We start from the raw sequence: 25,137 nt of genomic DNA, 5'->3' as shown, positions 1-25,137 counted from the left end.
TCCACTTTCTCGAGAGGACAGCTTCACATGGTCCATATGCAACACTACTTCGCGCGAGAATTGCCAGCGGGCCTGGAATCCCTGGGTGATTTGGCCTTGGACCTGCGCTGGAGCTGGAGTCATGCCTCAGATACTCTCTGGAAACGGATTGATCAAGAGCTGTGGGAGGCTACCGGTAATCCTTGGTTGATACTGGAGAACACTTCTCGCGACCATTTGGAAGCGCTCGCACGCGATAACGATTTTCTCGACAAACTCAGAGGTCAAGTTCGGGCCCGCGATGAAAGTTTGAATGCGCCCACTTGGTTTAGTGAGCAGGATGATACTCGCGAGCTCGACTTGGTCGCGTATTTCAGCATGGAATTTGGGTTGAGTGAGGCGCTACCAATTTATTCTGGTGGACTCGGTATTTTAGCTGGCGATATGCTCAAGACCGCCAGCGATCTTGGTGTGCCGATGGTGGGGGTCGGTCTGCTTTATCAGCAAGGTTATTTCCGACAAATGATCAACGTCAAAGGTCAGCAACAGGCTTATTTTCCTTATAACAATCCTGCCATGTTGCCGGTACTTCCTGTACGAAAGAGTGACGGCAGTTGGTTGCATGTTAATGTCGAATTTCCTGGGCGTATGCTCCGCTTGCGTTGTTGGGAAGCACGCGTTGGTCGAGTACGTCTATTATTGCTCGATGCCAACGGCATGAGCAATCATCCCCGTGATCGCGGCATTACTGGGGAACTTTATGGCGGAGATGAGGAAACGCGTTTACAGCAGGAAATCGTTTTAGGAATCGGCGGCTGGCGGATGCTAGACGCACTAGGACTTACTCCCACAGTCAGTCATCTTAATGAAGGTCATGCGGCATTCGCGGTACTGCAACGGGCGGCACAATGTGCACGGCAACATGATCTTGATTTTATCACGGCATTACAAGCGACACGCGCAGGTAATCTGTTTACCACGCATACCCCGGTGGTTGCGGCATTCGACCAGTTTCCGTCTGCGCTCATTCGTAAATATTTCAATAGCTTCGCCAAGCAGTGGATGGTCGATATTGAGGCGTTACTCGACTTGGGGCGTACTCATTTAGGTGATGAGCGTGAATTGTTTAACATGGCGTTTCTCGCTTTGCGGGCAAGCGGAGCAATCAACGGTGTATCACGCTTGCATGGTATTGTTTCCCGAGAGTTGTTCGCCCCTCTTTTCCCACGATGGCCTCTAGCTGAGATTCCGGTTGGGCATGTGACCAATGGTGTACATACCCCTAGCTGGGATTCTGCTGAGGCCGATGACCTGTGGACAAAAGCTTGTGGAGAGAATCGATGGATATCCAGCTTGGATGGCATCGAAGTCGCAATCACTACACTTGATGACACCACCCTGTGGGATTTTCGCACCCGACAACGTCAACGGTTGATCAGTACAGTCCGTGTGCATGCCGCACACCAGCGTGCTGGACGTGCTGAATCGGAACGCCGGATCGAAGAATGTAGTCTTCTATTCGATCCCAATGCGCTTACACTCGGTTTTGCAAGACGATTCACCGGTTATAAACGTCCAAATTTATTATTGGTGCAACCTGAGCGTCTGGCACGTCTATTGTGTAATCAACGACACCCAGTTCAATTGGTATTGTCAGGCAAAGCGCATCCGCGTGATCTTGATGGGCAAGACATGATTCGCCAGTGGATCGAGTTCATTGCCCGAGCGGATATACAAGGTCGAGTGGTCTTTATCGAAGACTACGATATGGCAGTGGCGTCCGATTTGGTACAAGGTGTTGATGCATGGATCAATACACCACGTCGACCCTGGGAAGCCAGTGGCACCAGCGGCATGAAGATACTGGTTAACGGTGGGCTTAACATCTCCGAGTTGGATGGTTGGTGGGCAGAGGCCTACAGTCCAGAAGTCGGGTGGGCGTTAGGCGATGGTAACGAGCATGGGATTGATCCAGCCTGGGATTTCGAGGAGGCCGATGCCCTATACCAGCTACTTGAAACATCCATTGTTCCTGAATTCTATGAGCGCAATGACGATGGGATACCCTCACGGTGGGTGTCGCGTGTGCGCGCTAGTATGGCGCGACTTACGCCTGCCTATTCGACCAATCGCATGCTGCGTGAATATGTTGAGAACTATTATTTACCCCGTGCGGAAGCATTCTCGAGGCGGATTGCAAATAATGGCCGCGGTGCATGCGACTTGCGTAAGTGGTCGGCACGTGTTGCAGCACATTGGTCGGCTGTGCGTATCGGCGATCTTGAATGTCAGAAACAGGACAACGGGATGATTGCCAATGCGCAAATATTTCTCGATGGTTTGCCACCTGATGATATTGCCGTGGAGCTGTATGCTGATGGTATAGGGGCGAATGGGGCATCGGAATGTTATTGGATGGAGCGCGTGCAAACCCTGGCTGGAGCGGTTAACGGTTTCCGCTATCGGGTGTCATTGACGACAACTCGTCCGAGCAATGACTATACCGTACGTGTGAGACCTGCACATCCGTTGGCTGAAGTGCCACTTGAAGAACCTCATATTCTATGGTCACGATGATGCATCGGATGCCCATAGAGATGGTTCTCATCCAGAATGGAACCATTGGAGAATAGCATATCAGAAATGAAGGTAATCGATTTTTTTAGACATAAACCCGGTATTCGATGAAAGGACGAAATAAAGAGCGTCGTGTCTCTCGAGAATTAAAGCATATGTCGTTCTCATAAAGAGATTTATGGCAACGGGTTATCTATTACGCTATCTATTAGGTATTGGTTTTAATGCCTGTTAATCAAGAGTAAATTATAGCCTTGTGTCATAGAGCAATATCTGGATAAATAAGTTGAGGAGATAGGGAATGCAAATCGGAATGGTCGGATTAGGACGCATGGGTGCAAATCTGGTGCGACGTCTTGTCAAAGATGGCCACCAATGTGTAGTCTATGATGTAAATGAAGACGTTGTAAAGGATCTCCATGGGCCTGGGATTATAGGTGCCGATTCGCTTGAAGACCTAGCTGAAAAACTTTCGGGGCCACGGATCATCTGGCTAATGGTGCCTGCTAGCGTAACGCAAAAAAGTGTTGAAGAATTAGCTGAACATCTGTGTGCCGGCGACATCATAATCGACGGCGGAAACAGCTATTATCGGGATGATCTTTTGCGCGCGGAAATGCTCAAATCAAAAGAGATACATTACATTGATTGCGGTACCAGTGGCGGTGTGTTTGGGCTGGAACGTGGATACTGTCTGATGATCGGCGGAGAAGCCTCGATCGTGCAACTTCTGACACCTATCTTCGAAAGTATTGCGCCTGGTGTGGGTTCGGCATCACGCACTCTCGGAAGAGTGGGGCCACCTGATCCATCCGAACAAGGTTATCTCCATTGCGGGCCAGCAGGTGCTGGTCATTTCGTCAAGATGGTTCACAATGGCATTGAATATGGATTAATGGCGGCTTGTGCCGAGGGTTTAAATATATTACGGAATGCGAATGCTGGTAGGCATGCGCAGGAAAATGATGCCGAAACAACACCGATGCCTAATCCGGAATATTATCAGTATGATTTTAATCTTCCGGAAATAACAGAGGTTTGGAGGCGTGGCAGTGTAGTGGCTTCGTGGCTGCTTGATTTAACTGCAGCTGCTTTGGTCGAAAATGCAGAGCTTAACGGATATTCAGGACGCGTATCAGATTCAGGTGAGGGCCGGTGGACTGCATTGGCTGCGATAGACGAAGGTGTGCCAATACCTGTTATTAGCGCCGCACTATTTGAGAGGTTTGCTTCACGAAATGGGGCGGATTACGCCAATCGTGTCTTGTCCGCGATGCGAAAGCAGTTTGGCGGGCACAATGAAACATAATCGGAGAGCTGAGATGGCTAGTAAATTGCACTCAAAGCAGTTGTCCGATGTCCTGGTGGTTTTCGGCGCAACCGGAGATCTCGCGTATAAAATGATTTTTCCAGCGCTTTTTGCGTTATTTTTGAATGATCGCCTTAATATCCCGGTTATCGGTGTCGCCTCATCTAAATGGGGTGTGACGCAATTGCGTGATCGAGCGAAGGCCAGTATAACCCAAGCTGTTGAAAACACGGACCTGGAAACGCTCGAGAAATTTCTTTTATTGCTAGAATATGTGAGCGGTGACTATTCGAATCCGGAAACATTCACTACACTTAAACGAGTAATCGGCCACGCCCAGCAACCAACACATTATCTTGCGATTCCGCCTGCTCTATTTTCTACGGTGATTGAAGGACTTGATGCGTGTGGTCTGGCGACGCGTGCACGCATCATCATTGAAAAACCATTTGGCCACGATCTGGCTTCGGCACAATCACTCAATCGTACTGTGCGTGCAGTTTTCCCCGAAGATTCGATCTTTCGAATAGATCACTATCTGGGAAAAGAAGCGATCATGAACATCCTTTATTTTCGCTTTGCAAATTCATTTCTTGAACCCATCTGGAATCGCAACTATGTGGCAAGCGTTCAGATCACGCTAGCCGAAGAATTCGGAGTCGATGGTCGTGGCGCATTTTATGAAGACACAGGTTGTCTGCGCGATGTTATACAAAATCATCTTTTCCAGATAGTAGCCCTGTTGGCTATGGAGCCTCCTGCTTATCAAGGTTTTGGTGCAGTTCATAACGAGAAAGCAAAAATATTGCAAGCGATGCGGCCCTTGCAACGGAAGGATATTATACGAGGCCAGTATGTAGGTTATCGAAATGAGCCAGACGTATCGCCAAATTCTGATGTTGAAACATTTTGTGCGTTGAAACTGTACATCGATTCCTGGCGTTGGAGTGGGGTGCCATGGTACCTCCGCTCTGGCAAAAAGCTCGGCACTACAGCGGCTGAGGTACTCGTGGAATTGTATCCACCGCCGCAGATGCTTTTTGATGATTCCGTACAAAAAGGGATCCGTGCCAACTATCTGCGTTTTCGATTGTCTCCTAATTCTGCTGTCGCCCTCGCTGCTCGCGTCAAGCGAGCAGGTAAGGAATTCGTCGGTGATCAACGTGAACTATATCTACTCGAAGAACAGTCGGGAGAGGAGAAACCTTATGAACGATTATTAAGCGATGCTATGGCAGGTGATGGGGCGCTTTTTACTCGTGAAGATGCAGTCGAAGCGGCATGGGCGGTCGTTGAACCTATTCTCAAGGTGCATGACCATATCTATCCATATTCACCTGGCAGCTGGGGTCCAGCGCAGGCCGATGCACTGATCAAAAAAAACGGTACTTGGCATAACCCATAATCGAATGGAAATATTGTAACAATCCAATTGAGGTCGGAAATCAATAAACAAAACCAACGACTTTTCGAGAGGGTCTCTAAGAGGTGTGATGCATATGAAAAATTGTAACCAAAATACTGATCGACCTCATGGGTTGATGCGACGCTCTGTTATTCTGAACGAAGTTGGATCTCGGTTGCGCCGTGCAGATGTATTGTGTCCGTCGAGTACACAGGGTGTACCGCGCCCCTCCAGAGAGACAGTCTGTTCGCGATAGCATCGATTGTATCGGTGATTTGCTGGCCATCGATTTCCCCACGTTGCTGGGGCAAAAATCAGCCCGTCGTTCAACACAGGAATCGCCATGAACTCGACCCAAAAGTTGCACGATCTCGGCCAAAGCATTTGGCTCGACAATATTACGCGGGAGCTACTCACCAGCGGCATCCTGGCCGGCTATATACGCGATTTACAGGTGACGGGCCTGACCTAGAACCCAACCATTTTCGAGCATGCCATCGGACACTCCACCGCCTACGACGCCGCAATTCGCAGTCAGTCGGACAATGACAAATCGGACGAAAGCCTGTTTTTCGATTTGGCGCTGGAAGACCTGAGCCAGGCGGCCGATTTATTCCGCCCCACCTTCGACGCCAGCGCCGGGGTGGATGGCTGGGTCTCGCTGGAGGTGTCTCCACTGCTGGCCCATGACGCCGCGAAAACCCTCAAGGAAGCGGCAGAACTGCATGCGCGTGCCAATCGGCCCAACCTGTTCATCAAAATTCCGGGCACCACCGAAGGCTTGGTGGCGATTGAAGCGTCTATCTTTGCCGGCGTTCCCGTGAATGTCACGCTGCTGTTTTCGTGCAAACAATACCTGGCTGCGGCCGAGGCCTATTTGCGCGGCATCGAGCGGCGCATCGAGGCCGGGCTCGATGCGAATGTCGGCTCGGTCGCATCGCTTTTCATCAGCCGTTGGGATGTTGCGGTGAAAGACACCGTTTCACCGCAATCGCGCAATCGTCTCGGCATTGCTGTGGCCATGCAGACCTACCAGGCCTATTGTGACTTACTCGCGTCGTCCCGTTGGCAGACGCTGGCTGCGGCTGGCGCCAGCGCACAGCGCGTGCTGTGGGCCAGCACCGGCACGAAAGACCCGCAGGCGTCTGACACCTTGTATGTCGAGGCGTTGGCCGCACCGCATACCATCAATACCATTCCAGAAAAAACATTACTCGCCTTTGCCGACCACGGCCAAGCCAAGCAGGTGCTGCCAATGGATGGAGGCGAGGCAGGCGCCGTGCTTGCGGACTTCGACCGCCAGGGCATCGACATTGATGTCCTGGCCGAGCGCCTGCAGCGTGAAGGTGCTGAGGCGTTTGTCGCGTCGTGGCGTCAACTCTTGCAAGCGATCGGCACCAAAGCAGCGCATCTTGCGAGGAGCAGCGCGTCATGATTCGCACAGCATCTTCCGCATCGTCCCGCTTGCCGAACCCATCGACACTAACACTGATTCAACTTCCCGCGTGGCAGGCACTTGTCGATCATCACCGCAGCATGAGTGCGCGGCACCTGCGCCAGTTTTTCGCCGATGATCCCCAGCGCGGAGAACGCCTGCAGGTCGAAGCGGCCGGGCTTTATTTGGACTTTTCCAAAAACCGGATCACCGACGAAACACTCACATTGCTGGTTGATCTGGCTCGGGGCTGAGCACTGTGTGTGTCGGAATCTCCTGATCGGAAACGGCGAAAAAAGTAGAAATGTGAAGCAAACGGATATGATGAATATCACTATCGGATTCATGACTGGTATTTGCAATTACCTCTTCGGAGCGAGCCATGCGACTGACTTCTTTTTCCGACTTCGGCCTGCCCGCCTTGCTGGTATTGGCCGGTAGCGATCGTGAGACCTGGTCGAGCGTGGAGATTGCGGGCAAGCTCGACATTTTCGCGCGATCATCTCGTTAAGGTACTGCGACGACTGGCTGCCGGCGGCTATATGCTGACCACGCGCGGTGCGGGCGGCGGGGTGAAGCTGGCCAAGGAAGCGTCGGTGATTCGCCTGAGTGAGGTGTTCGATTGGCTAGAGGATGAATCGGCACTCGCTGAATGTTTTCGTGACGATGGCGGGCATTGTTTGCTCCCCAGATTTTGCGCCCTGCGCCTTAGGCTTGAGCGTGCGCGCCGCGCCTTCTATGCCGAGCTTGACTCGGCAAGTTTGGCCGATGGCCTGAACCCGGCGCTGCGCGAGTTTGTCGGCCAGCCCTAGCAGGTGGCGTAAATGGTTCTGGCCGTCACGTGCAGCTTCAAGTCGCGGTTTCGAGGAACAAGCCTTTCTCCTCCCGCTCGAAATGGTGTTCGAGTAGGTGTTGCAGTGGCAGCGAAGCGTCGAGCAGGGCTAGGCGCAGCACGGACGAGTCGATATGTGCGCCGTGCTGTTGCAGACGTTCGTGCCACTGTTCGATCATCGCAGCGAGCTTGGCGTGCTCGGCTAGGTAAACCTTGGCCTGCCAACGCGCGGCAGCCGGCAACTGCGGAATCAGTTCGGTTTCCTCGGCGGCGATGTGCGCGACGTGCAGTCGCTGCAAGACGTCGCGTGCCTCGTGCGCGGAATTGATGTCGCCGTCGAGCAATGCCAGACGCAGGCGTTGCATTGCCTGCAACATCGCTTGATGTTCATGAGTCAGCGCGTCGATCAAATGCTGGGGCATGGTCGTTCGGGATCAATGGCTCTGCTGTGGTGTCACGCTCAGACGGTGAGATCAAACCGAAACGTCGCGCGCCTCGTGATCTTGATCAGCAGGGTCACGCGTGTTGTGCTTGCAGGTAGCGCAACAGCACGACGGCGTTGTTATGTTGTTCGTCGTGCGCGGCGTACAGTAGCGTAGCACCGCGCACGTGCGCGGAAAGTTCGCTTCGAAGTGCTGCCATTGCGTCGACGTTTTTCGCCAGTTCAGCAGAATAACGGTGTTGGAACACGTCCCACTTTGCTGGGTCGTGTCCGAACCACTGGCGCAAGGCGTCACTCGGTGCCACATCCTTCGCCCACAAGTCGATGCGCGCAGCGGCCTTGCTCAGGCCTCGCGGCCATAGTCGATCAACGAGCACGCGAAACCCGTCGTCTTCGGCTACTGGCGCATAGACACGTTTCACCACAAGCATCGTCGGCATGGTGCTTTCCTCATCAGCCAAGTGCGGGTTCCTCTATAGCGGTATTATAAGGCATCTCGTAACTACTCACCCTTCATTGGCACTGATGAATTATAGATTCAGCACACTAATGATGTGAACTATTGACCGTGTCATGCAAAAACCTTGCGTGGACAAACAAGACGCAAGAAAACTGGAGCAGGCGGCGCAATAAAAAACTGCGCAAGCAGATTATCCGGGCACGGAAACGCGAGCGTAATCGCGTTCAGATCAGCGAAGAGATTGGTTTGAGCTACGTCGCGGTCTGCAACATCGTAAAGCGCTACCGCGCGCGTGAAGACAAAGGTATCAGCGCACTGGCTCCTGCACGACGTGGACGTCGCGAAGGAGAATCCCGGCAAGCGTCCGACAGCTATGCCCTATTCAGTCAGCACTTGATGTGTTGGAGCCGCTGATTTGTTAGCGTGATATCGAAGTCGGTCGGATCGAAGTGACCGCCGCACCATTCGATCATGGCTTCGTGTTCTTCGTGTAGCGGATTGGTCGCCGCCGCGAGGAACTCGAAGTAACCAACCAGTCCGCCCACGTCTTCCGGCGGACAAGCCATTTCACCGGCCAGACACAGAATTTGGGGCCGAGGTGTTGTTGTGAGCGGTAGAACACCCTCAACGCGAAGCTTATGCCACCAGTTGTCGCCGAAGTCGTACAGGTACTCGAACTGCCGTTTTCGACCCAGCAGGTTGATCAGTTTCTTGCGCCGTTCGTCGACCAGTTCAGGTTCCATGCCCAGGAATGGAGCCTCGTCGAACACCTGACCATAATGGCAATGGTCGATCACGAACTCATGCAGGTGGCCACCCCACCAGCCCATCGCCGCTTGGATGACGCTGTGCAGCTTGACGAGGGTGATGTTGCTCGGTACCACGACCGTGCGCCAGATCAATGGCTGGCTGTGTTCGAGTTCGATGCGCAGTTGCAGCTGCGCCGTCGGGCCCAGTCGCTGAATCTTGCTCATGCGACCTCCTTGGCGGCATCGGGCACCGACGGCAATGGCAGTTGCCAGGGCAGCAGTTCGTCGTTTCGGTTGATCGGATGAGTGGCGATCATGGCAAGAGCCTGCCGCAAATAGGTCATCGGATCAAGGCCGTTGATAGGCCGTCCAGCCTGTGCACGTAGATCGGGTAGGTGTGGTAGACAAGGCAGTCCTTCAGCACGAAAGTACTCATGCCGGGAGTCTCTCGTGTGTACGTCGCCTATAGACTCGGCACGATTAATCCGTGAACTTTAAGGTGCGGTGATGTGTCTCATTGGTCATGGAAAAAGAAGACGCCCGCAAGCAGTCGCGAGAAGTACTGCACGAGAGACGCAAGCAAGTCATCCGCCTGTACCGCAAGGGAATGCCCGTGATGCGAATTGTTGAGCATAGCGGCCTGAGTTGGTATGCCGTGAACGCTGCGATCACGGCTTATTCAACTGCGGGGGCGGTGGCCCTCAAGCCTGCTGCGCGCGGCAAGAAACAAGGAAGCGGACGCAGATTGAGCGGATCGCAAGAAATGGCTGTACGGCAAATCATTTGCGACAAGCGGCCGGAACAGCTGAAGATGGAATTTGCGCTGTGGAACCGGGCAGCGGTTATGCAGCTGATTGAGCGCGAATGCGGCATCAAGCTATCTGTACGGGGTGTTGGCAACCATCTCAAGCGCTGGGGATTTACTCCGCAAAAGCCGATCAAGAAAGCCTACGAGCAATCCCCAGAGGCGGTGAAGGCTTGGCTGGACAACGAATACCCGGCCATTGAGCAACGCGCCAAGGCAGAAGGTGCCGAGGTTCATTGGGGAGACGAAACAGCGGTGGTCAATACCGATGTGCGTGGTCGCAGCTACGCGCCGGTGGGAAAGACCCCGGTGACTTTAGCGGTGGGCGGCACACGCCAGAAACTATCGATGATCGCCACCGTCACCAACCAGGGCAAGACTCGCTGGATGATTATTGATGAGGCGTTCAACGCGGATAGGCTGATTGAGTTTCTGGAAGCACTGCTCCGGGACGCAGCAAAGAAAGTGTTCCTGATTCTGGATAATCTACGAGTACACCACAGCAAGCCGGTCAAGGCTTGGGTTGAAGCGCATAAAGACAAGATTGAGTTGTTCTATCTGCCCAGCTATAGCCCGGAATTGAACCCGGAAGAGCGGCTTAATGCTGACTTGAAACAGGCTCTTTATTCGAAAGTTCCGGTACGCACCAAAGCCAGGCTGAAAGCAGCGACAACCGAGCACATGCGGACACTGGAGAAGTCGCCTGAACGCGTCAAAAAATATTTCCAGGATGCTCGCGTAAAATATGCAGCGTGATTCGCGGATAAATGTGGCCGGATCAATAGTTCGTGGCGGTTCCCGCCGTGAGCTCGGTGAGCATCTCCACTTCGCCGATCGGCAGCGGCGGCCACGCCACCTACCTAAAATTGTATTGGGGCCACCCCGGACCACAGTTGCTCGTCCGTGTATGCGACACCGAAGTCTGTGGCGAAGTCGCTTCCGCCCGACGAGGCCCAAGGGAAACGTCAGCCCATCCGCCGTTGGTACGCCTGCAGCTTTACGAGCGGCGCCCGAGACGTCCCCCAGAGCATGACATCGTACGTGACGAACCCGTTGAAGCCATCTGCGATCGCAGAGCTGTGCGGACCCCTCCGTGTAGTCGGGCCCGAACATGAAGTGGTAGACGAGCAGCTGCGAGCGCCCTCGGAAGAGGTCAGCCAGCGATGCGCTCCCCTCGTCGGTCTCGAATCGATAGTCCTTGTCGATCTGAACCCATGGCAGCTCCTGCCGCTGTCGCGCCAGCTCGTCGTCGCACTGCCAGCCATTCCTCACGTGTTCCGGTTCTTTCGCCTTACTGTAAGCGCGCATCACAAGTGGCTGATCGAGCCGGTCGTCAATCGACGACCGGCTCGATGCGTAGCGTAAAACCTGTGGCCACGTGTTTGAGCTTGTGATGTCTATACTCCTTGGAGTCCTGTTTCCCTGCGCGGAGTTCGCCAAGGTCGCCAGGACGGCCGAACCCTAGCGATGAGCGAGTCGACCCATCGGCGCGGGTTCGTCATCTACCTGCAAGGAGGATACGTCGATGTCACTCGTGAGTACGGTAATCGTTCTTCTGACCATCATTGGTCTTGCCATTTGGACGGGTGTTCTGCTTTCAACCGGGCTGACCACCGGTGCGGTAGGTACCGGGACGTTGACCATCGTCATGATCTTTTTCACCTGGGCAGCCTTTGTCGGTGTTCGTAGTGGCCAGGATTGACGGTTAATACGCCATTAAGCTAAACATTTACGGGACCACGCGGGCCTGGTTCAGTTGCCAGGCCCGTAATTGATTTCCGGCGGTTGTTTCCGGGATCCGCTAACCATTACAAATTACCCATCGTACTTCGAGACCGCCCAGCATGACGCTTGACCCTGCGCGTGAACGGCGGGAGTGAGGTCCGCTTGGCACGGCCTGCTGTGAAATGACGATGTTGCGCAGGATAGGGTCCATACGGCAATGCGGTTTCTACCCGAAAACCGGGCAGACAAGATATGTAAGCGGCGATTGCCTCTTCATGATCAGTGATCGCCACGGGATAGCCATTGTCAGACGGCCCGATGAATATTTGGATGTCTCCGGCGTGCTTCTGGTTGTAACCCTGTTGGTTGGTCTGCGTTAAGCACCTGTAAGTTCGATATTTTTACGTTGCCGCGCGGAATGGGCAACGGAGGCTCGATGATTTTGTATTGTTGCGCGGTAATTGCCAGGTAGTCCTTTTATCAAAATTAGTGTGAATGGATATTAGTGCGCATAAAAAATCCCGTCGATGGCTACACCGGCGGAAATTTAAGGCAACGCTGAAAAAGTCTCTTACCTCTGCGAAAATTGAGTTGCTCTGACAACCAATGGGGACCGTAACGATGAAACAGCAGACACTGGCGATGGCAGCGGACTCAGGCGAAGGATTCGAGGTCTATCGGCGGGCGACGCGTCGTGATGTGTTTCTATCGACGATGGAGGAACTCGTGCCGTGGTCCGCGTTGTGTGCGGTGATCGAGCCCCACTACCCGAAGGCAGGGAAAGGTCGTCCACCGGTGGGGCTGGAACGGATGCTGCGGATGTACTTCGTGCAGCACTGGTTCAACCTGGCTGACGAGGCGTGTGAAGAAGCGCTGCTGGACAGCACGTCGCTGAGGCGATTCGTGGGCATTGATCTGGGCCGCGAGCGGGTCCCGGACGGAACGACCCTGCTGAAGTTTCGTCGCCTGTTGGAGCAGCACGACCTGGGTGCGACGTTGTTCGCACAGGTCAATCAGACCCTGCAGGATCGGGGCCTGAAGGTCGGTACTGGAACGATCGTCGACGCCACGATCATCGGTGCGCCGAGCTCGACCAAGAATGCCCACAAGACACGTGATCCCGACATGCATCAGACCCGCAAGGGCCAACAGTGGTATTTCGGTATGAAGCTACACATCGGTGTGGACAGTCGTACCGGCGTGGTGCACAGCGCGGCGGTCACCGCCGCCAACGTGCACGACAAACACCTGCTCGCGGACCTACTGCACGGCGAGGAGCGTCGAGTCTATGGCGATAGTGCCTACGCCAGTCAAAAAGCGCTGATTCGGGCGCATGCCCCTCGGGCGAAGGACTTTACCAATCAACGCATCAGCAAGCGTGGCGAAGTTGACGAGGCCGAACGTTCGCGTAACCGCAACAAATCGCGGATCCGGGCCCGAGTCGAGCACGTCTTTGCGGTGGTGAAGCGGCTGTGGGGGTTCAGCAAAGTGCGCTACCGGGGTTTGGACAAGAATGCCAACCGCAGCTTCGTGGTCCTCGGGTTAGCTAACCTGTACCTATCACGGACCCGAGTACCCACCTGATAGCGCGTTGAGGGCCCACAACGTGCCTCAAGGCGCGAGAAGGGTGAAAACCGAGAGCAAAAACCGGGATCTAGACGTCTGATCAGGGGCAAAACTGATCAACCTTGAGGGTTGATTGATTGTGACGACTTATTCAGCGTTGCCTTAAGGTACGTAATTTCTTTTTCGCGTAATGTCGCTTCTGCCCTCTTTAGCCGTTCTAGCAACAACGCCCGGTGAGATCCATGTTCATCCATTGATTGTTACCGAGCCGATAGCTATCCACAATGGTCTCATCCTATGTGGGGTGATTCTGTGACACAAATCACATGCCCCCCCAAAAAAAAGGCCCGCCACATGGGCGGGCAGATACCAATACAGTGGCCGATGCTAGAGGGAGATGACCACCACGCACAAATACTTACACGAATGTGGGTCAACAGACAACCCGTAATCGACTTAGAGGCGATCAGCTAAGCTGACGATTCCCCTGTCGCACCAGCCGGCATGCGGGTTCGCACCGGGCGGTTTGAGAAATCGAGGTCATGAGACGCGGATTTCCAGCCGGTCGAAGTAGGCAATCGTCACAGCACATGGTGCACAGCAGAGAGGCTGTTATGCCACCAGCGGTAACTGGGCGGCGTTGTTGCCTAGCCGGCGTCGATAGCGTAGAGATCCGAGCGCAGCGGGTTCTCGGCGAAGTGCTGCTTCCACTGTCGCGGGGTGAGTTCGGCGACCCGCGAGGACGGATGCTGGCCGACCCTCTGCAACACATCGACCAGATAGGTATAGGGGTCGATGCCGTGCAGACGGCAAGTGACGATCAGGCTCTGCACGATGCCGACGTGCTTGGCACCGAGTTCGGTCCAGCAAAAATTCCAGTTCTTGCGGCCCATCGGTATCACCCGCAGGGCGCGTTCCAGATGGTTGGTGTCGATCGGCACATCCAGATCGGTCAGGAAGACTTCCAGACCCAGTCGGCGTTCGCGCGCATAGGCTAGTGCCTTGGTGAATGGGTTGCTGGGCAACAGACCTTGGAACTGGCGATCGATCCAGTCGAAGAACCGTTCCACCTGCGGCTTACTGTGGGTCAGCCGATGCAGGCGCTTGTTCTCGCCGGTCAGCTTGCCTTCGCGGATCTGCTCCTCGACGACATACAGTTCCAGCGCCTCGCGTGCGCCCTCAGGCGCGGCCGCTTGGGCCTCGAAGAAGCCGCGTCGTGTATGCGCCCAGCATTGGGCGTGGGTCAGGCCGGTCTTCTTCGCGTAGCTGGCGTAGGCGCCATAGCCATCGGACAGCAGCACGCTGCCCTCGGCAGGGGACAGCCCCAGCAGGTTGATTACGTTGGCATGGGCGCGCGAGGGGAAGAACGGAAAACACACTTCGTCGTGTTCGCCATACACCGGCCCGAAATACTCGACCTTCATCTTGCCATCGCCGCGTCGACCGGCCTTGATTGGCGTCTCGTCCATGGCGATCACCCGGCCGCCGCGAATCACGTCGAACTGAGCGTCGTGGATCGGCTCCAGCAGCGCGATGTTCTTCTGCGACAGCTGGGTCAACCACGGCCGGCTGACGGTGATCCCGTTATCGGCCAGCCGCTGGTTCAGGCGATACAGCGGAAGGTGATAGACGAACTTGTCCACCAGCAGCCCGGCGGCGAAGCTGACGTCGGCGCGGCCACCCTCGATGACGCTGATCGGTGCCGGCGGGCAGCTGATCACCTGGGTGTCGCGGCGCTTGGTCACCGGGCGCAGGTACTTCAGCACCACGAAGCTGCCTGGCCGCTGTGCCAGGCGGTAGCTGACCTTCTCGCCGATCACCTCGAACTGATCTTCCGTCAACCCGGCCGTGGCGGCATCGGGCACATGGATCGTCTGGATCGGCACCCGAGACTCGTCGAAAAAGGGTACCGCCTCGCTGTCGGTCGTCAGGTCGCGCTGGGCGACGCGCCGCGTGTGGGCAGTTACCGTGCGGGACGGCGGCGCTGTCGGCGTGGACGGCGGCGATATCATCTCGCCCAGATACAGCTCTGGGTCGGATCGGGCAGCGGCGCCAGGTGCCCCGAACAACTGGCGTTTAAACCAGTCGAGCTGGTGCTTCAGCGTCTGGATCTTGGCATCCTCGGACTGCACTAGGGTGATCATCTGCGGCACGCTCAATGACGCGATGTCCGTCGTGTCCTCCGTGCGGGTAGATGTCGCTTTTTGCATGCCTGTATTTTTACCCGAAGCATCGACATGCATGGCCGTATTGACGGCTGTTTTGGTCACTATTGATTGAGCCGACAACGCTTGCGCTGGCGTCCAGGCTCGATGCCTTCGAGCATCAGTTTCAGTGCGGTCCAATCCATCCCGTGCGAGCGCCAACGCTAGAAGCTCGCCGGGCTGACCGACGCGTGCTGGCAGAATACCTTGGCCGTCTGGCCACAGTGGGCAAACCGCGTCAACAACGCTCGTCACCCTTCCGCACTTCGCCGCTGCCACCTGATACCTGACATCGTTTCTTCTCCGAGCATTGAACCGGAGAATCATTGTCCTCACCACGGCGCGAAACGGAAAAACCTCGTTCAGTTACCGTGTACCGCGGGCGTGCCGATCTAGCCAGGGGCGATGAGCTGGGAGGGGGCGGCTGGTGACGGGGGCATAGCGTTCTTCGACGCGGACGGTCACTTTTCACCCCGTATAACCTATATTTCTGGAAGATTCGCTCCCCGTGCTGGACAAACATGAACTTCAATGTTATTCGCCAGTCTAGAGATATAACTCTGGTATGCGGAGCATCTGTCTATCGGTGGCTGGCATAATCCATCATCAAAGTGATCAACGGATAGAAGTCAGGTAATGGATCGGCAGTACTTTGGCAAATTCTCGGGAGTTGAGTCAAAAGAGAGGGGACTCCCCGTGAATGGAATTAATATTAACCTTGACCACTATCACACATTGGCTCAGCGCTACGCCTTTCTGGGTGAGGTGGGTTCGCAACTGCGTTGCGCAGATGTGTTGGTGCTGGCCAGAGCCTATGGCGACCTTGCTTCGCCGCAAGGCGATGGCATGTTCGCCATTGGTCACGACGCGCGCGCCAGTTCCGCGTCGCTGGCAGAGCTGGTCAGCATCGGTTTACGTTCGGGAGGGCATCACGTCACCCACCTGGATGAATGTACTACGCCCTGCTTGGAGTGGTCGATTTCGGAACTCAATTTGTGTGGTGGCATGATGATCACAGGCGGGCATGCGTCACCCGACTGGAATGGATTGCGCTTCTATCATAAACAGGCACAGCCTATGCCGGTCGCACCCATCGCAGAAGCCGCCTCCCGCTGGTCCCGTATGGAGGATTTGCTCAGTACGGAATGCACCCAGACACTGTGCCGGCTTCCAATGCTGTCAGATTATGCGGCATCCCTTCGCCAGTGGGTGAGGTCAGTCGCGCTGATGAAGCTGGCGCTCGACGCGGGGAACGGTCAGATTGGCGTACAAGTAGACGCAATCCTTTCGCACCTCAATGGCATCCGTGTCTGGCCGCTGGGATTTGAGTCAGATCCTGGATTTAAGACCAGTGGGCCTAATCCATTCGGTCGCAATAAATTAAAACGTCTTGCTCGAGTGGTGAAGGATAACGGTTGCAATTTCGGAGCGGCCATTGATGTCAGCGGTGAATGCTTGGCTGTAGTCGATGAGCAAGGCAGTAGCGTGTCGCCCGAAGCATTAGGTTGGCTGTTGGCACGTCAGCAAACCGAAGTGTATCCTGACCGCAAAATCTTGTTCGATCCAGCTTGCCATCCTCGCCCATCGGATATCGAAACCGCCGAAGCAGTGGGTGGAGGTGCCTTCGAAGCATGGGGAGCGTTACACAAAAACGCCGCCAGCCTTTATTTTGATGATCACGGTCATTATGCGTTCTCAGACATACCCGGTACGTCCAATGCGCTGTTCGCGCTCATGATGTTGATCAGATACATAGATGAGCGGGGTACAACACTATCCGAACTGTTATCCATGTCTTCAAACAGATAAAACCCAGTTACTCGGGGAACACATTGTCCTCGCGCATCCCGAGTACATGACTGCGATACTGAGGTATGAGCAACTCGGCGAATGCCACCATGCGATCAAAACGTCATGCTCTCGACAAATCGCGCAATGATAGACAACATGAAACAAGATAGGGTGGTGCGGAGTGAATGGGAGCTTTAATGGCTTGGTAAGCATATGGGAGGTCATGCGATTGGGATAGTTGGTGCGCGTCAAGGTAGAAGGTGACGAGGTACATTGGGGTGACGAAACAGCGGTGGTCAATACCGATGTGCGTGGCCGTAGCTACGTGCCGGCTGGCAAAACACCTGTGACTTTTGCGGTGGGCGGCACGCGCCAGAAACTGTCGATGATCGCCACCGTGACCAACCAGGGCAAGACGCGCTGGATGATGATTGATGAGGCGTTCAATGCGGACAGGCTCATCGAATTTTTGGGTGCTTTGATCAAAGACGCGGGACGCAAAGTGTTTTTGATTCTCGACAATCTGCGGGTACACCACAGCAAGGTGGTTAAGGCCTGGGTTGCTGATCGCACAGACAAGATCGAGTTGTTTTACCTGCCCAGCTACAGTCCTGAACTGAACCCGGAGGAGCGGCTCAATGCGGATTTGAAACAAGCGATTTATACAAAAGTGCCGGCGCGCACCAAAGCCAAACTGAAGGCCGCAACCGCCGAATACATGCAGACCTTGGAGGGCTCGCCAGAGCGCGTCAAAACGTATTTCCAGGACCCGCGCGTGAAGTATACCGCGTAATACTATTTGCCGGCCGGATCAATAGGCACCCGATATGTGCGTCCGTCCTTGAGCGCATAGGCGCAGTTGGCGCCACGCCATGCAACAGGACGAAACCAGGCATCGCCGCTCTTCACTGCTGGAGTGGTCAGGACTTCTGCAAGATTCATCGTTCGGTCTCCAATGATGTCTTGTGTTTACCAAATCGTCTTAACGTGACGATAGGCGCGGATTTTTGAGTCTGCTGTCACAAGCGAAGCCGATAGGTGTCGAGCCAATGCGACGATCATCCGATCCGCCGGGTCGGGATGAAAGTCGCCGGGTAGGCGTACCGACTGAACGGCCAGCTCCTGAGTCACCGGGGCAAACTCCACGACCTCGATAGCGTCCACGGTCGCCAGCCAGTCATCAACATCTTTCGACAGCACCAGCTGCCCCTTGGATGCGAGCATGGCAATCTCCCAAGCGGTGATCGCGGAAACGATTACCTGGCCATTTCCCCTCTGCTCATTTTCGATGGCCTTTTGCGCCTTCGTGGAGAGCTGCTTATCGCCGCTCACCCACCAGAGCAAGGCATGCGTATCCAGTACGATCATGCGAGGGCATTCCAGTCGTCATCGCCCACCGGCTCGAAAGGATCGACATACTCAACGACGCTGCCCTTCAGCTGCTCCAGCGGGCTCCGAGTCGTGTCGCGATATGGGCGAACTTCAATGGTTGGTTTGCCGTGATCAGTGACCACCACCGCTTTACCGCTGGACTCTACCTGGCGGAACATCTCCAAGGCCTTCGCTTTGAACTGCGACTTCGATACCTGCTCTTGCATATACTCACCATGGTCATATTACGATAGTCACTACTGTACCAAAAAAAGACCATTTCAAGTAGTCATTTGCTCAAAACCTCTTTTCAACTGGCACGCCAGGACTACACGGGGCGTTCGGGTTTCGCGATACCTGCACCAGATCGCCGCAGCGCTCGTAGCGCGCTGCAGCGGCAAGCTTGAACGCTTCACACTCTGTCCTGCTACCCACCATAAACGCCTTGTTGTACGGCTGGCCCGTGGACGGTGGAAACACTGCGACCCAGTACACTTGCCACGCGCCGCGTTTGAAGCGCAGCGCGCGATGCAACCCTATGTAACCGCTCGTGTTAGAGGCCGATGCTTCGTACTTCGTCTTCTGTGGCGGCGCCTTGCCATCATGGAACAAACTGTTTCGGTACGTCTTGGCAGATTCCAATGCGACCAGTCGCCCTTGTTTGCACTTATAAGCAAACGTCTTTTGAGGCTTCCCTGGAACCCGCACCAAGAAATAGCTGCCATTGCGAGTTGTGTGCGCCTCAGTTATGTAGCGCAATGCAGGATCGATTGCTCGCATCCGAATGCCGTCTTCCACTCAGTTGAGGCGCTGAATGGCGGTGATCTGGCCACGCGGAATTCCGCAACTCAACACGCATCTCTGCCTACCAGCTTCTCGCAACAGATCGGCAAGAAGCTCTGCGGGGTCGCGTCGTCCTCGCCCGGTTGCTTCGACCACGCGTTCGAGCGAAACCGGGCCGTCCTTATACCGCAATATGAAGATGTGCATTCCTGCTCCACGTTATCCAATCAAACAACCAAGTCGTCTGGCTGGACTCTAAATGCCCCGGCAGCGGCAATTCGCAGTCCGCGCCGAATCTCGTCCAACTGCTCTCTCAGTGCCTCATTGCGGGACTCGCACTCACTCTTGCCCCCGGCAACCTTGCACGCCACAGCGTAGGTTTAGTCACTCACATAGCTAAGCTCTGAAAATCCGCTAAGTGAGTACCCAATCAACTGAGCGAACTGTTCGCGCTCAGCTTGGGAAAAATTCATAGCGGCTATGTCGTTCAAATCGATCGGCGCAACCTCCAGCTCCAGCAACTTTTCGACGATACGATTCGACACAAATCTACCATCACGCACAGGCTGAATAGGCATCATTTCGTCAGGCATATCGGTTCTCCGTTCTCCACTAATTCACAACCTTATTGATCCGGCCAGCAAATAGTATTAAGCGGCATACTTCACGCGCGAGTCCTGGAAATACATTTTGACGCGCTCTGGCGAGCCCTCCAAGGTCTGCCTCTATTCGGCGGTTGCGGCCTTCAGTTTGGCTTTGGTGCGCGCCGGCACTTTTGTATAAATCGCTTGTTTCAAATCCGCATTGAGCCGCTCCTCCGGGTTCAGTTCAGGACTGTAGCTGGGCAGGTAAAACAACTCGATCTTGTCTGTGCGATCAGCAACCCAGGCCTTAACCACCTTGCTGTGGTGTACCCGCAGATTGTCGAGAATCAAAAACACTTTGCGTCCCGCGTCTTTGATCAAAGCACCCAAAAATTCGATGAGCCTGTCCGCATTGAACGCCTCATCAATAATCATCCAGCGCGTCTTGCCCTGGTTGGTCACGGTGGCGATCATCGACAGTTTCTGGCGCGTGCCGCCCACCGCAAAAGTCACCGGTGTTTTTCCAGCCGGTGCGTAGCTGCGACCACGTACATCGGTGTTCACCACCGCCGTCTCGTCGCCCCAATGAATCTCGGCACCCTCAGTCTTGGCGCGTTTCTCGATAGCGGGGTATTCCTCTTCCAGCCAGTTCTGAACTGCCTCCGGACGTTGCTCGTAAGCCTTCTTGATCGGCTTTTGCGGGGTGAATCCCCAGCGCTTGAGGTAATTGCCAACACCCCGTACGGATAGCTTGATGCCGCATTCGCGCTCGACCAGTTGCATGACCGCAGCCCGGCTCCACAAGGCGAACACCATCTTTAACTGTTCCGGGCGCTTCTCGCAGATCAGGCGCTGCAGGTGTGTTTCCTGTTCTGCCGTGAGCGTGCGGGATTCTCCTTCGCGACGCCCTCGTCGTGCAGGAGCCAGTGCGCTGATGCCTTTGTCTTCGCTCGCGCGGTAGCGCTTGACGATGTTGCAGACCGCAACGTAGCTCAAACCAATCTCTTCGCTGATCTGAACTCGATTGCGCCCGCGTTTCCATGCCCGGATAACCTGCTTGCGCAGTTCGTATTGCGCCGCCGGATCCAGTTTTCTTGCGTCTTGTTTGTCCATGCAAAATTCGACATGACAATTACTTGATAGTTCGTATTATTTGCGTGCCGAATCTATAAAGAAACACTCTCCGCCCTCTCCAGCATGATTTCCAATCGACTTTTCCCAAAATAAACATGCCGAAATTTTTTGATGGCTTTGTAACTCTTGGCAGCATCACGGCTAATTTCATCTGTGCCACCAGTGGCAAGACCTTCATACCAGGTTTCAGTACAAACACATGCCAAGAAAAGTGCCTCGGGACTATCGTTTACTCATAAGTCAGTAGATTAGGGAACAAATGGCGTCGACTTCGGTCATAATTGGGTATGAAGAACGATGGACGGACATTGACCCGCGAGACGCTGGAAGCGATGCGCTTCATGGCGCTGGAGCGGATGGTGGAAGGCGAATCGCCGGCAGCGGTCTCGGCGTCGTTCGGGATGCACCGGACTTGGGCGTACAAGGTACGGCTGAAGGCGCGCGGGCGCGGCCAAGGCAAGCGGGCCCTGCAGTTGCGGCGGGCCCCCGGGCGGCGCCGGAAGTTGACCGATGCCCAAGGACGGCAAGTGTTCCGGTGGGTCAACGGCAAGAACCCGCGGCAGTATGGCTTCGACTTCGGTTTATGGACACGCCAGATCGTGCGCGAACTGATCGCACAGCGATTGGGCGTTTCGCTGAGCTTGGCCTCAGTGGGCGCGTTGCTGGCGCGGGTCGGCTTGACTGCGCAAAAGCCACTCCAGCGTGCGTATCAGAGGGACCCTGACGCGATCGAGCGCTGGCAACGGGAAACCTATCCGGCGATTGCCCGCCAAGCCAAGCGGGACAAGGCCGATATCTATTTTTGGGACGAGTCAGGTTTTCGTGCCGACTCGGTGCATGGCAAGACATGGGGCGCCAAAGGACACACGCCGGTCGTCTCGGTGCCCGGACAGCGTCAAGGGATCAGTGCCGCCTCGGCGGTCAGTGCCAAGGGGGCGTTCTGGTTCGCGACTTACAAAGGCGGCTTGAACGGCGACCTGTTCGTGACCTTCCTACAGCGCCTGATGCGCGGCCGACGCAAGCCGTTGCATCTGATCCTCGATAATCTGCCTGCGCACAAGACCCGCGCCGTCAAAACGTATGTCGCCAAGTCAAAGGGCAAGTTGACGTTGCACTTCCTGCCCGGCTATGCCCCCGAACTCAATCCCGACGAGCTGGTCTGGAGCCACGCCAAGCGCACGGGCAATGCCCGCCGGCCGTTGCGGGCCGGAGAGCGTCTGGAAGATCGCATCCAGTTTCAACTCGCCAACATGGCCGCACAGCCGAATCTGATCCGCTCGTTCTTCAGGCACCCAAGTGTTGCCTATATTACTGACTGCTGAGTAATGCCCGTCGGAGCGTTTTTCCGCGCAAACCGCAGACCATCTCTAGCTCATGTGTTGCTTCGGCGAAGTCATCTTTACTGCCGCCGGAAACCAAATTTAGATATTCTCTCCGGTCGCCAATAGCGCCGTACACAATATCTCGCATCAATGCTTTTTGCGTAAACCTCGGCATCAATCATGCTCCGTTAATAATTAACACTTAGGCTCCGCATGCTTGAAATTGCGGGGTCAGTGCTGCCCCCGGAAAACGCAGGGCGCCGCCGGCTAGATATTCCCAAATCAAATCAGAGGCGATCCAGTGACGCCCCAGCAATTCGGCCATGACGGGCACCGTCAGCGACCCGGCCATAAAGTCCGCAACCAGGTCTCCCTCGACCGTCAGGAACTTGATGAAAAACTCGGCCAGTTTAGCGGGAAACGGCGCACCGTGAACCGGCAGGCCAGCCGCCTTCGCAGCCGCTTTATAGGCGCTTTGCGAGGCGCATCCATGCGGCAGGTCAAGAAAGTTGCGCGGAATACGCCCAGAAGTGACCTAAATTGCCGCGCAAGCCCCTGGCTTTAGACATGGGGTGAGCGGCATACAGTTTATTATCTGATACTCAACTTTTATAATATACACATGTCAGAATACAAGGTTACCTATAAATCGAATCGAAACGTGGTTTTTTCTTGTATGTACCACGTTGTATGGTGCCCGAAGTACCGACGAGACGTGCTGGTGAACGGCGCTGATGCGCGACTCAAGTGGATTATACAGCAGGTGTGTTCCGAGACGGACAGCGAGATACTGGAGATGGAAGTCATGCCAGACCATGTGCATCTGCTGGTCGAAGTAGACCCGCAGTTTGGGGTGCATCATCTGGTTAAATTGATCAAGGGTCGCTCTTCGCGCCTGCTGCGCCAGGAGTTTCGCTGGTGCCGTACCCGGCTGCCCAGCCTCTGGACCAACAGTTATTTCGTTTCCACCGTAGGTGGTGCACCGCTGGAAATCGTCAAACAGTACATCGAGCAGCAAAAGCATGTCTAAGCCGCGCGCCCGGTCTGGGAAACCCACTTTCGTTCTGGAGTTGCCCTTGGTGGCAAACCCACACGAAAGCCGGATGCTCAGCGTGCGTTTTGAGGCGGGCCGACAGCTCTATAACGCGGTGCTGGGCGAGGCGCTACGGCGACTGGATCTCATGAAGCAATCCAGGGTCTGGCAAGCGGCTCGGAAGATGACCAAAGGAAAGCCGGGTTCCCCCGAACAAAAAGCACGCGCCACCGAGTTTTCGCTGATCACCAAAGCGATTGGCTTTACGGATTACGACCTGCAAGCCTATGCCACGCAGTGCAAGAATGCTTGCTGGATTGGAGAACATCTGGATGCCCACGCCACCCGGAAAATCGGCACACGGGCATTCAAGGCTGCACAACGCTATCAGTTCCGCACGGGTGGCCGACCCCGCTTCAAACCCAAGTGGAAGTCGCTGGCGTCCATGGAGGGCAAGAGCAACGCGACCGGCCTGCGCTGGCGCAACGATCATCTGGAATGGAACGGACTCAAACTCAAGGCAATTTACGACTGTAAAGATACACACGGTGTCCAGGCATTTGCCCTGCAAAACTCGGTCAAATACTGCCGCCTGGTACGACGGATACTGAATGGCAAGACCCGCTGGTTCGTGCAGTTGATCCTTGCTGGAGTTCCAAAGTGGAAAGATAAAAAAACCGTACGCCCAGGGAAAAGTGCCATCGACATCGGCCCGTCCACCATCGCCGCCGTCAGCGATACAGACGCCTTTCTGACGCAGTTCTGCGCCAACGTGCCCAATCTGCAAAAAGCGATTCGCAGAATACAACGGGCCATGGATCGGTCGAAGCGTGGGTCGAATCCGGATAATTACAACAAGGACGGAACCATCAAAAAGTCGGCAAATGGCCGGCGTCTGCAATGGGTGTTCACCAACGGCTACCTGCGTCTGCGCGCCCAACGGCGAGAATTGCACCGATTGCTGGCCGCTTACCGGCGCTCGGAGCACGGCAGGCTGGCAAATCACGTTATCGCCTTGGGCGATACGGTCATGGCCGAAAAGTTAAGCTACAAAGCCTTTCAGCGGATGTTCGGCAAGAGTGTCCGCGACCGGGCGCCCGGAGAATTCATGGAGCACCTACGTCGCAAGGCTGCAAGCGCCGGCGGCGAGATAATCGAATTTCCGACCCGGACCACGAAACTCTCGCAAAGCTGTCAATGCGGGACTGTGGTGAAGAAACCGTTGAGCAAGCGCTGGCACGATTGCGCGTGCGGCGTGCGTGCGCAGCGGGATTTGTATAGTGCGTATCTGGCGCTGCATGTCCTTGAGGACGGTGGCGTTTGGAAACTGGACACCGAATCAGCCCGCAAGGGTTGGTGCGCTGTGGAATCGCTGCTGGGGAAAGCGGTGTCCGGTGCTGTTCAAGCGGCGAAGGGCGGGCCATTGCCCGCCAGCTTTGGCATTCGTGCCAGAGACAGACGGTGTTAGGGCACCGCCGGCTGGCCCAGCGGATTAACCCCCGCTGCGGGTCCGTAATGAGCGATGAACAGACGATACCCGAATCGCAGAGAACGCAAATCCAAGTCCGTTGAAATCAGCATGCGCCATATAGAGGGCAAGGAAATCACCGAATAACCGTGCTCAGGGAGAA

General features: G+C 55.3%; 26 protein-coding genes and 3 pseudogenes. 16 read left to right on the top strand and 13 right to left on the bottom strand.

From position 1 onward, the window contains the following. Positions 1-27 precede the first annotated feature (27 nt). The 8 genes from glgP to BI364_RS10295 all read left to right on the top strand — a co-directional run bounded on the left by glgP (position 28) and on the right by BI364_RS10295 (position 7,517). Entirely contained in the window at positions 28-2,556 is a 2,529-nt protein-coding gene (gene glgP / locus BI364_RS10315) for an alpha-glucan family phosphorylase (protein ID WP_070078662.1), read from the top strand. Positions 2,557-2,857: 301 nt separating this feature from the next. Beyond that, a complete protein-coding gene (gene gnd, locus BI364_RS17440; protein ID WP_083251302.1) occupies positions 2,858-3,865 on the top strand; it encodes a phosphogluconate dehydrogenase (NAD(+)-dependent, decarboxylating) in 1,008 nt (335 codons plus the stop codon). 13 nt (positions 3,866-3,878) lie between these two features. Beyond that, positions 3,879-5,270, top strand: coding sequence for a glucose-6-phosphate dehydrogenase (gene zwf, locus BI364_RS10310; protein WP_070078661.1), 1,392 nt, complete (start codon positions 3,879-3,881; stop codon positions 5,268-5,270). Positions 5,271-5,613: 343 nt separating this feature from the next. Further along, complete coding sequence (locus tag BI364_RS18940) at positions 5,614-5,742, top strand: hypothetical protein (protein ID WP_267887956.1); 129 nt, start codon at positions 5,614-5,616, stop codon at positions 5,740-5,742. A 9-nt stretch (positions 5,743-5,751) separates the two neighbouring features. After that, on the top strand, positions 5,752-6,705 hold the full coding sequence (gene tal / locus BI364_RS10305) for a transaldolase (RefSeq protein WP_197496031.1): 954 nt from the start codon (positions 5,752-5,754) through the stop codon (positions 6,703-6,705). Then, the gene (locus BI364_RS10300) at positions 6,702-6,959 is read left to right on the top strand and encodes a hypothetical protein (RefSeq protein ID WP_156782716.1); all 258 of its coding nucleotides are present in this window, start codon (positions 6,702-6,704) and stop codon (positions 6,957-6,959) included. The genes tal and BI364_RS10300 overlap by 4 nt, the downstream gene beginning before the upstream one ends. Before the next feature lie 128 nt (positions 6,960-7,087). Further along, positions 7,088-7,216, top strand: coding sequence for a hypothetical protein (locus BI364_RS18935; RefSeq protein ID WP_267887955.1), 129 nt, complete (start codon positions 7,088-7,090; stop codon positions 7,214-7,216). After that, positions 7,176-7,517 (top strand): RrF2 family transcriptional regulator, encoded by a 342-nt coding sequence (locus BI364_RS10295; RefSeq protein ID WP_197495672.1) that lies wholly within the window; start codon positions 7,176-7,178, stop codon positions 7,515-7,517. The genes BI364_RS18935 and BI364_RS10295 overlap by 41 nt, the downstream gene beginning before the upstream one ends. A 37-nt stretch (positions 7,518-7,554) precedes the next feature. Here BI364_RS10295 and BI364_RS10290 read toward each other — a convergent pair whose 3' ends face one another. The 4 genes from BI364_RS10290 to BI364_RS17930 form a co-directional block, all read right to left on the bottom strand. Next, on the bottom strand, positions 7,555-7,959 hold the full coding sequence (locus tag BI364_RS10290; RefSeq protein WP_070078659.1) for a hypothetical protein: 405 nt from the start codon (positions 7,957-7,959) through the stop codon (positions 7,555-7,557). 94 nt (positions 7,960-8,053) lie between these two features. Further along, positions 8,054-8,419, bottom strand: a complete 366-nt coding sequence (locus BI364_RS10285) for a DUF488 domain-containing protein (protein WP_233279487.1) — start codon at positions 8,417-8,419, stop codon at positions 8,054-8,056. 406 nt (positions 8,420-8,825) lie between these two features. Next, positions 8,826-9,413 (bottom strand): plasmid pRiA4b ORF-3 family protein, encoded by a 588-nt coding sequence (locus tag BI364_RS10275; RefSeq protein ID WP_070078657.1) that lies wholly within the window; start codon positions 9,411-9,413, stop codon positions 8,826-8,828. Next, on the bottom strand, positions 9,410-9,550 hold the full coding sequence (locus BI364_RS17930; RefSeq protein ID WP_407639355.1) for a transposase domain-containing protein: 141 nt from the start codon (positions 9,548-9,550) through the stop codon (positions 9,410-9,412). Before BI364_RS17930 ends, BI364_RS10275 begins: the two co-directional genes overlap by 4 nt. Positions 9,551-9,711: 161 nt before the next feature. Between BI364_RS17930 and BI364_RS10270 the strand changes: the two genes are divergently transcribed. Continuing rightward, positions 9,712-10,749, top strand: a complete 1,038-nt coding sequence (locus tag BI364_RS10270; protein ID WP_070078656.1) for an IS630 family transposase — start codon at positions 9,712-9,714, stop codon at positions 10,747-10,749. Between the two features lie 339 nt (positions 10,750-11,088). Here BI364_RS10270 and BI364_RS19175 read toward each other — a convergent pair. Further along, positions 11,089-11,301: pseudogene (locus BI364_RS19175) on the bottom strand (DUF899 family protein); the annotation flags it as partial. 217 nt (positions 11,302-11,518) lie between these two features. Between BI364_RS19175 and BI364_RS17925 the strand changes: the two are divergent. Both BI364_RS17925 and BI364_RS10260 read left to right on the top strand, forming a co-directional pair. Further along, positions 11,519-11,695 carry a hypothetical protein gene (locus BI364_RS17925; protein ID WP_156782715.1) on the top strand — a complete coding sequence of 59 codons (177 nt, stop codon included), beginning with the start codon at positions 11,519-11,521 and terminating at the stop codon, positions 11,693-11,695. Positions 11,696-12,339: 644 nt separating this feature from the next. Next, the gene (locus BI364_RS10260; RefSeq protein ID WP_070078194.1) at positions 12,340-13,302 is read left to right on the top strand and encodes an IS5 family transposase; all 963 of its coding nucleotides are present in this window, start codon (positions 12,340-12,342) and stop codon (positions 13,300-13,302) included. Positions 13,303-13,931: 629 nt separating this feature from the next. On the opposite strand, the gene tnpC is transcribed toward BI364_RS10260, so the two are convergent. Next, a complete protein-coding gene (tnpC, locus tag BI364_RS10255; protein ID WP_156782848.1) occupies positions 13,932-15,494 on the bottom strand; it encodes an IS66 family transposase in 1,563 nt (520 codons plus the stop codon). Between the two features lie 690 nt (positions 15,495-16,184). Here tnpC and BI364_RS10250 point away from each other — a divergent pair. Together BI364_RS10250 and BI364_RS10245 are read left to right on the top strand one after the other, a co-directional pair. Continuing rightward, entirely contained in the window at positions 16,185-17,297 is a 1,113-nt protein-coding gene (locus BI364_RS10250; protein WP_197495670.1) for a phosphohexomutase domain-containing protein, read from the top strand. Positions 17,298-17,523: 226 nt separating this feature from the next. Continuing rightward, a pseudogene (locus BI364_RS10245) lies at positions 17,524-18,072 on the top strand (IS630 family transposase); the annotation flags it as partial. 2 nt (positions 18,073-18,074) lie between these two features. On the opposite strand, the gene BI364_RS17920 reads toward BI364_RS10245, so the two are convergent. The 6 genes and pseudogenes from BI364_RS17920 to BI364_RS10215 form a co-directional block, all read right to left on the bottom strand. Next, positions 18,075-18,221 (bottom strand): hypothetical protein, encoded by a 147-nt coding sequence (locus BI364_RS17920; RefSeq protein WP_156782714.1) that lies wholly within the window; start codon positions 18,219-18,221, stop codon positions 18,075-18,077. Between the two features lie 27 nt (positions 18,222-18,248). Continuing rightward, positions 18,249-18,647 carry a type II toxin-antitoxin system VapC family toxin gene (locus tag BI364_RS10240; RefSeq protein WP_070078653.1) on the bottom strand — a complete coding sequence of 133 codons (399 nt, stop codon included), beginning with the start codon at positions 18,645-18,647 and terminating at the stop codon, positions 18,249-18,251. Continuing rightward, positions 18,644-18,877, bottom strand: coding sequence for a type II toxin-antitoxin system Phd/YefM family antitoxin (locus BI364_RS10235; RefSeq protein ID WP_070078652.1), 234 nt, complete (start codon positions 18,875-18,877; stop codon positions 18,644-18,646). The genes BI364_RS10240 and BI364_RS10235 overlap by 4 nt, the downstream gene beginning before the upstream one ends. 70 nt (positions 18,878-18,947) lie before the next feature. Then, positions 18,948-19,430 carry a hypothetical protein gene (locus tag BI364_RS10230; protein WP_156782713.1) on the bottom strand — a complete coding sequence of 161 codons (483 nt, stop codon included), beginning with the start codon at positions 19,428-19,430 and terminating at the stop codon, positions 18,948-18,950. Between the two features lie 383 nt (positions 19,431-19,813). Further along, complete coding sequence (locus BI364_RS10220) at positions 19,814-20,026, bottom strand: hypothetical protein (protein ID WP_070078649.1); 213 nt, start codon at positions 20,024-20,026, stop codon at positions 19,814-19,816. A 57-nt stretch (positions 20,027-20,083) separates the two neighbouring features. After that, positions 20,084-21,130, bottom strand: a pseudogene (locus BI364_RS10215) (IS630 family transposase). A 308-nt stretch (positions 21,131-21,438) separates the two neighbouring features. On the opposite strand from BI364_RS10215, the gene BI364_RS10210 reads away from it, so the two are divergent. Next, positions 21,439-22,473, top strand: coding sequence for an IS630 family transposase (locus BI364_RS10210; protein WP_070078097.1), 1,035 nt, complete (start codon positions 21,439-21,441; stop codon positions 22,471-22,473). Positions 22,474-22,675: 202 nt separating this feature from the next. Here the strand turns inward: BI364_RS10210 and BI364_RS18695 are convergent, their stop codons facing one another. After that, on the bottom strand, positions 22,676-22,915 hold the full coding sequence (locus BI364_RS18695) for a DNA methyltransferase (protein ID WP_267887981.1): 240 nt from the start codon (positions 22,913-22,915) through the stop codon (positions 22,676-22,678). A 180-nt stretch (positions 22,916-23,095) separates the two neighbouring features. Between BI364_RS18695 and tnpA the strand changes: the two genes are divergently transcribed. Then, complete coding sequence (tnpA, locus tag BI364_RS10205) at positions 23,096-23,503, top strand: IS200/IS605 family transposase (protein ID WP_070078648.1); 408 nt, start codon at positions 23,096-23,098, stop codon at positions 23,501-23,503. 73 nt (positions 23,504-23,576) lie between these two features. After that, the gene (locus BI364_RS10200; protein WP_070078647.1) at positions 23,577-24,974 is read left to right on the top strand and encodes a zinc ribbon domain-containing protein; all 1,398 of its coding nucleotides are present in this window, start codon (positions 23,577-23,579) and stop codon (positions 24,972-24,974) included. Positions 24,975-25,137: the final 163 nt, after the last annotated feature.

The sequence above is a fragment of the Acidihalobacter yilgarnensis genome (assembly GCF_001753245.1).
Taxonomy (GTDB): Bacteria; Pseudomonadota; Gammaproteobacteria; order DSM-5130; family Acidihalobacteraceae; genus Acidihalobacter; species Acidihalobacter yilgarnensis.
This window is presented reverse-complemented; position numbering and strand designations above follow the sequence as displayed.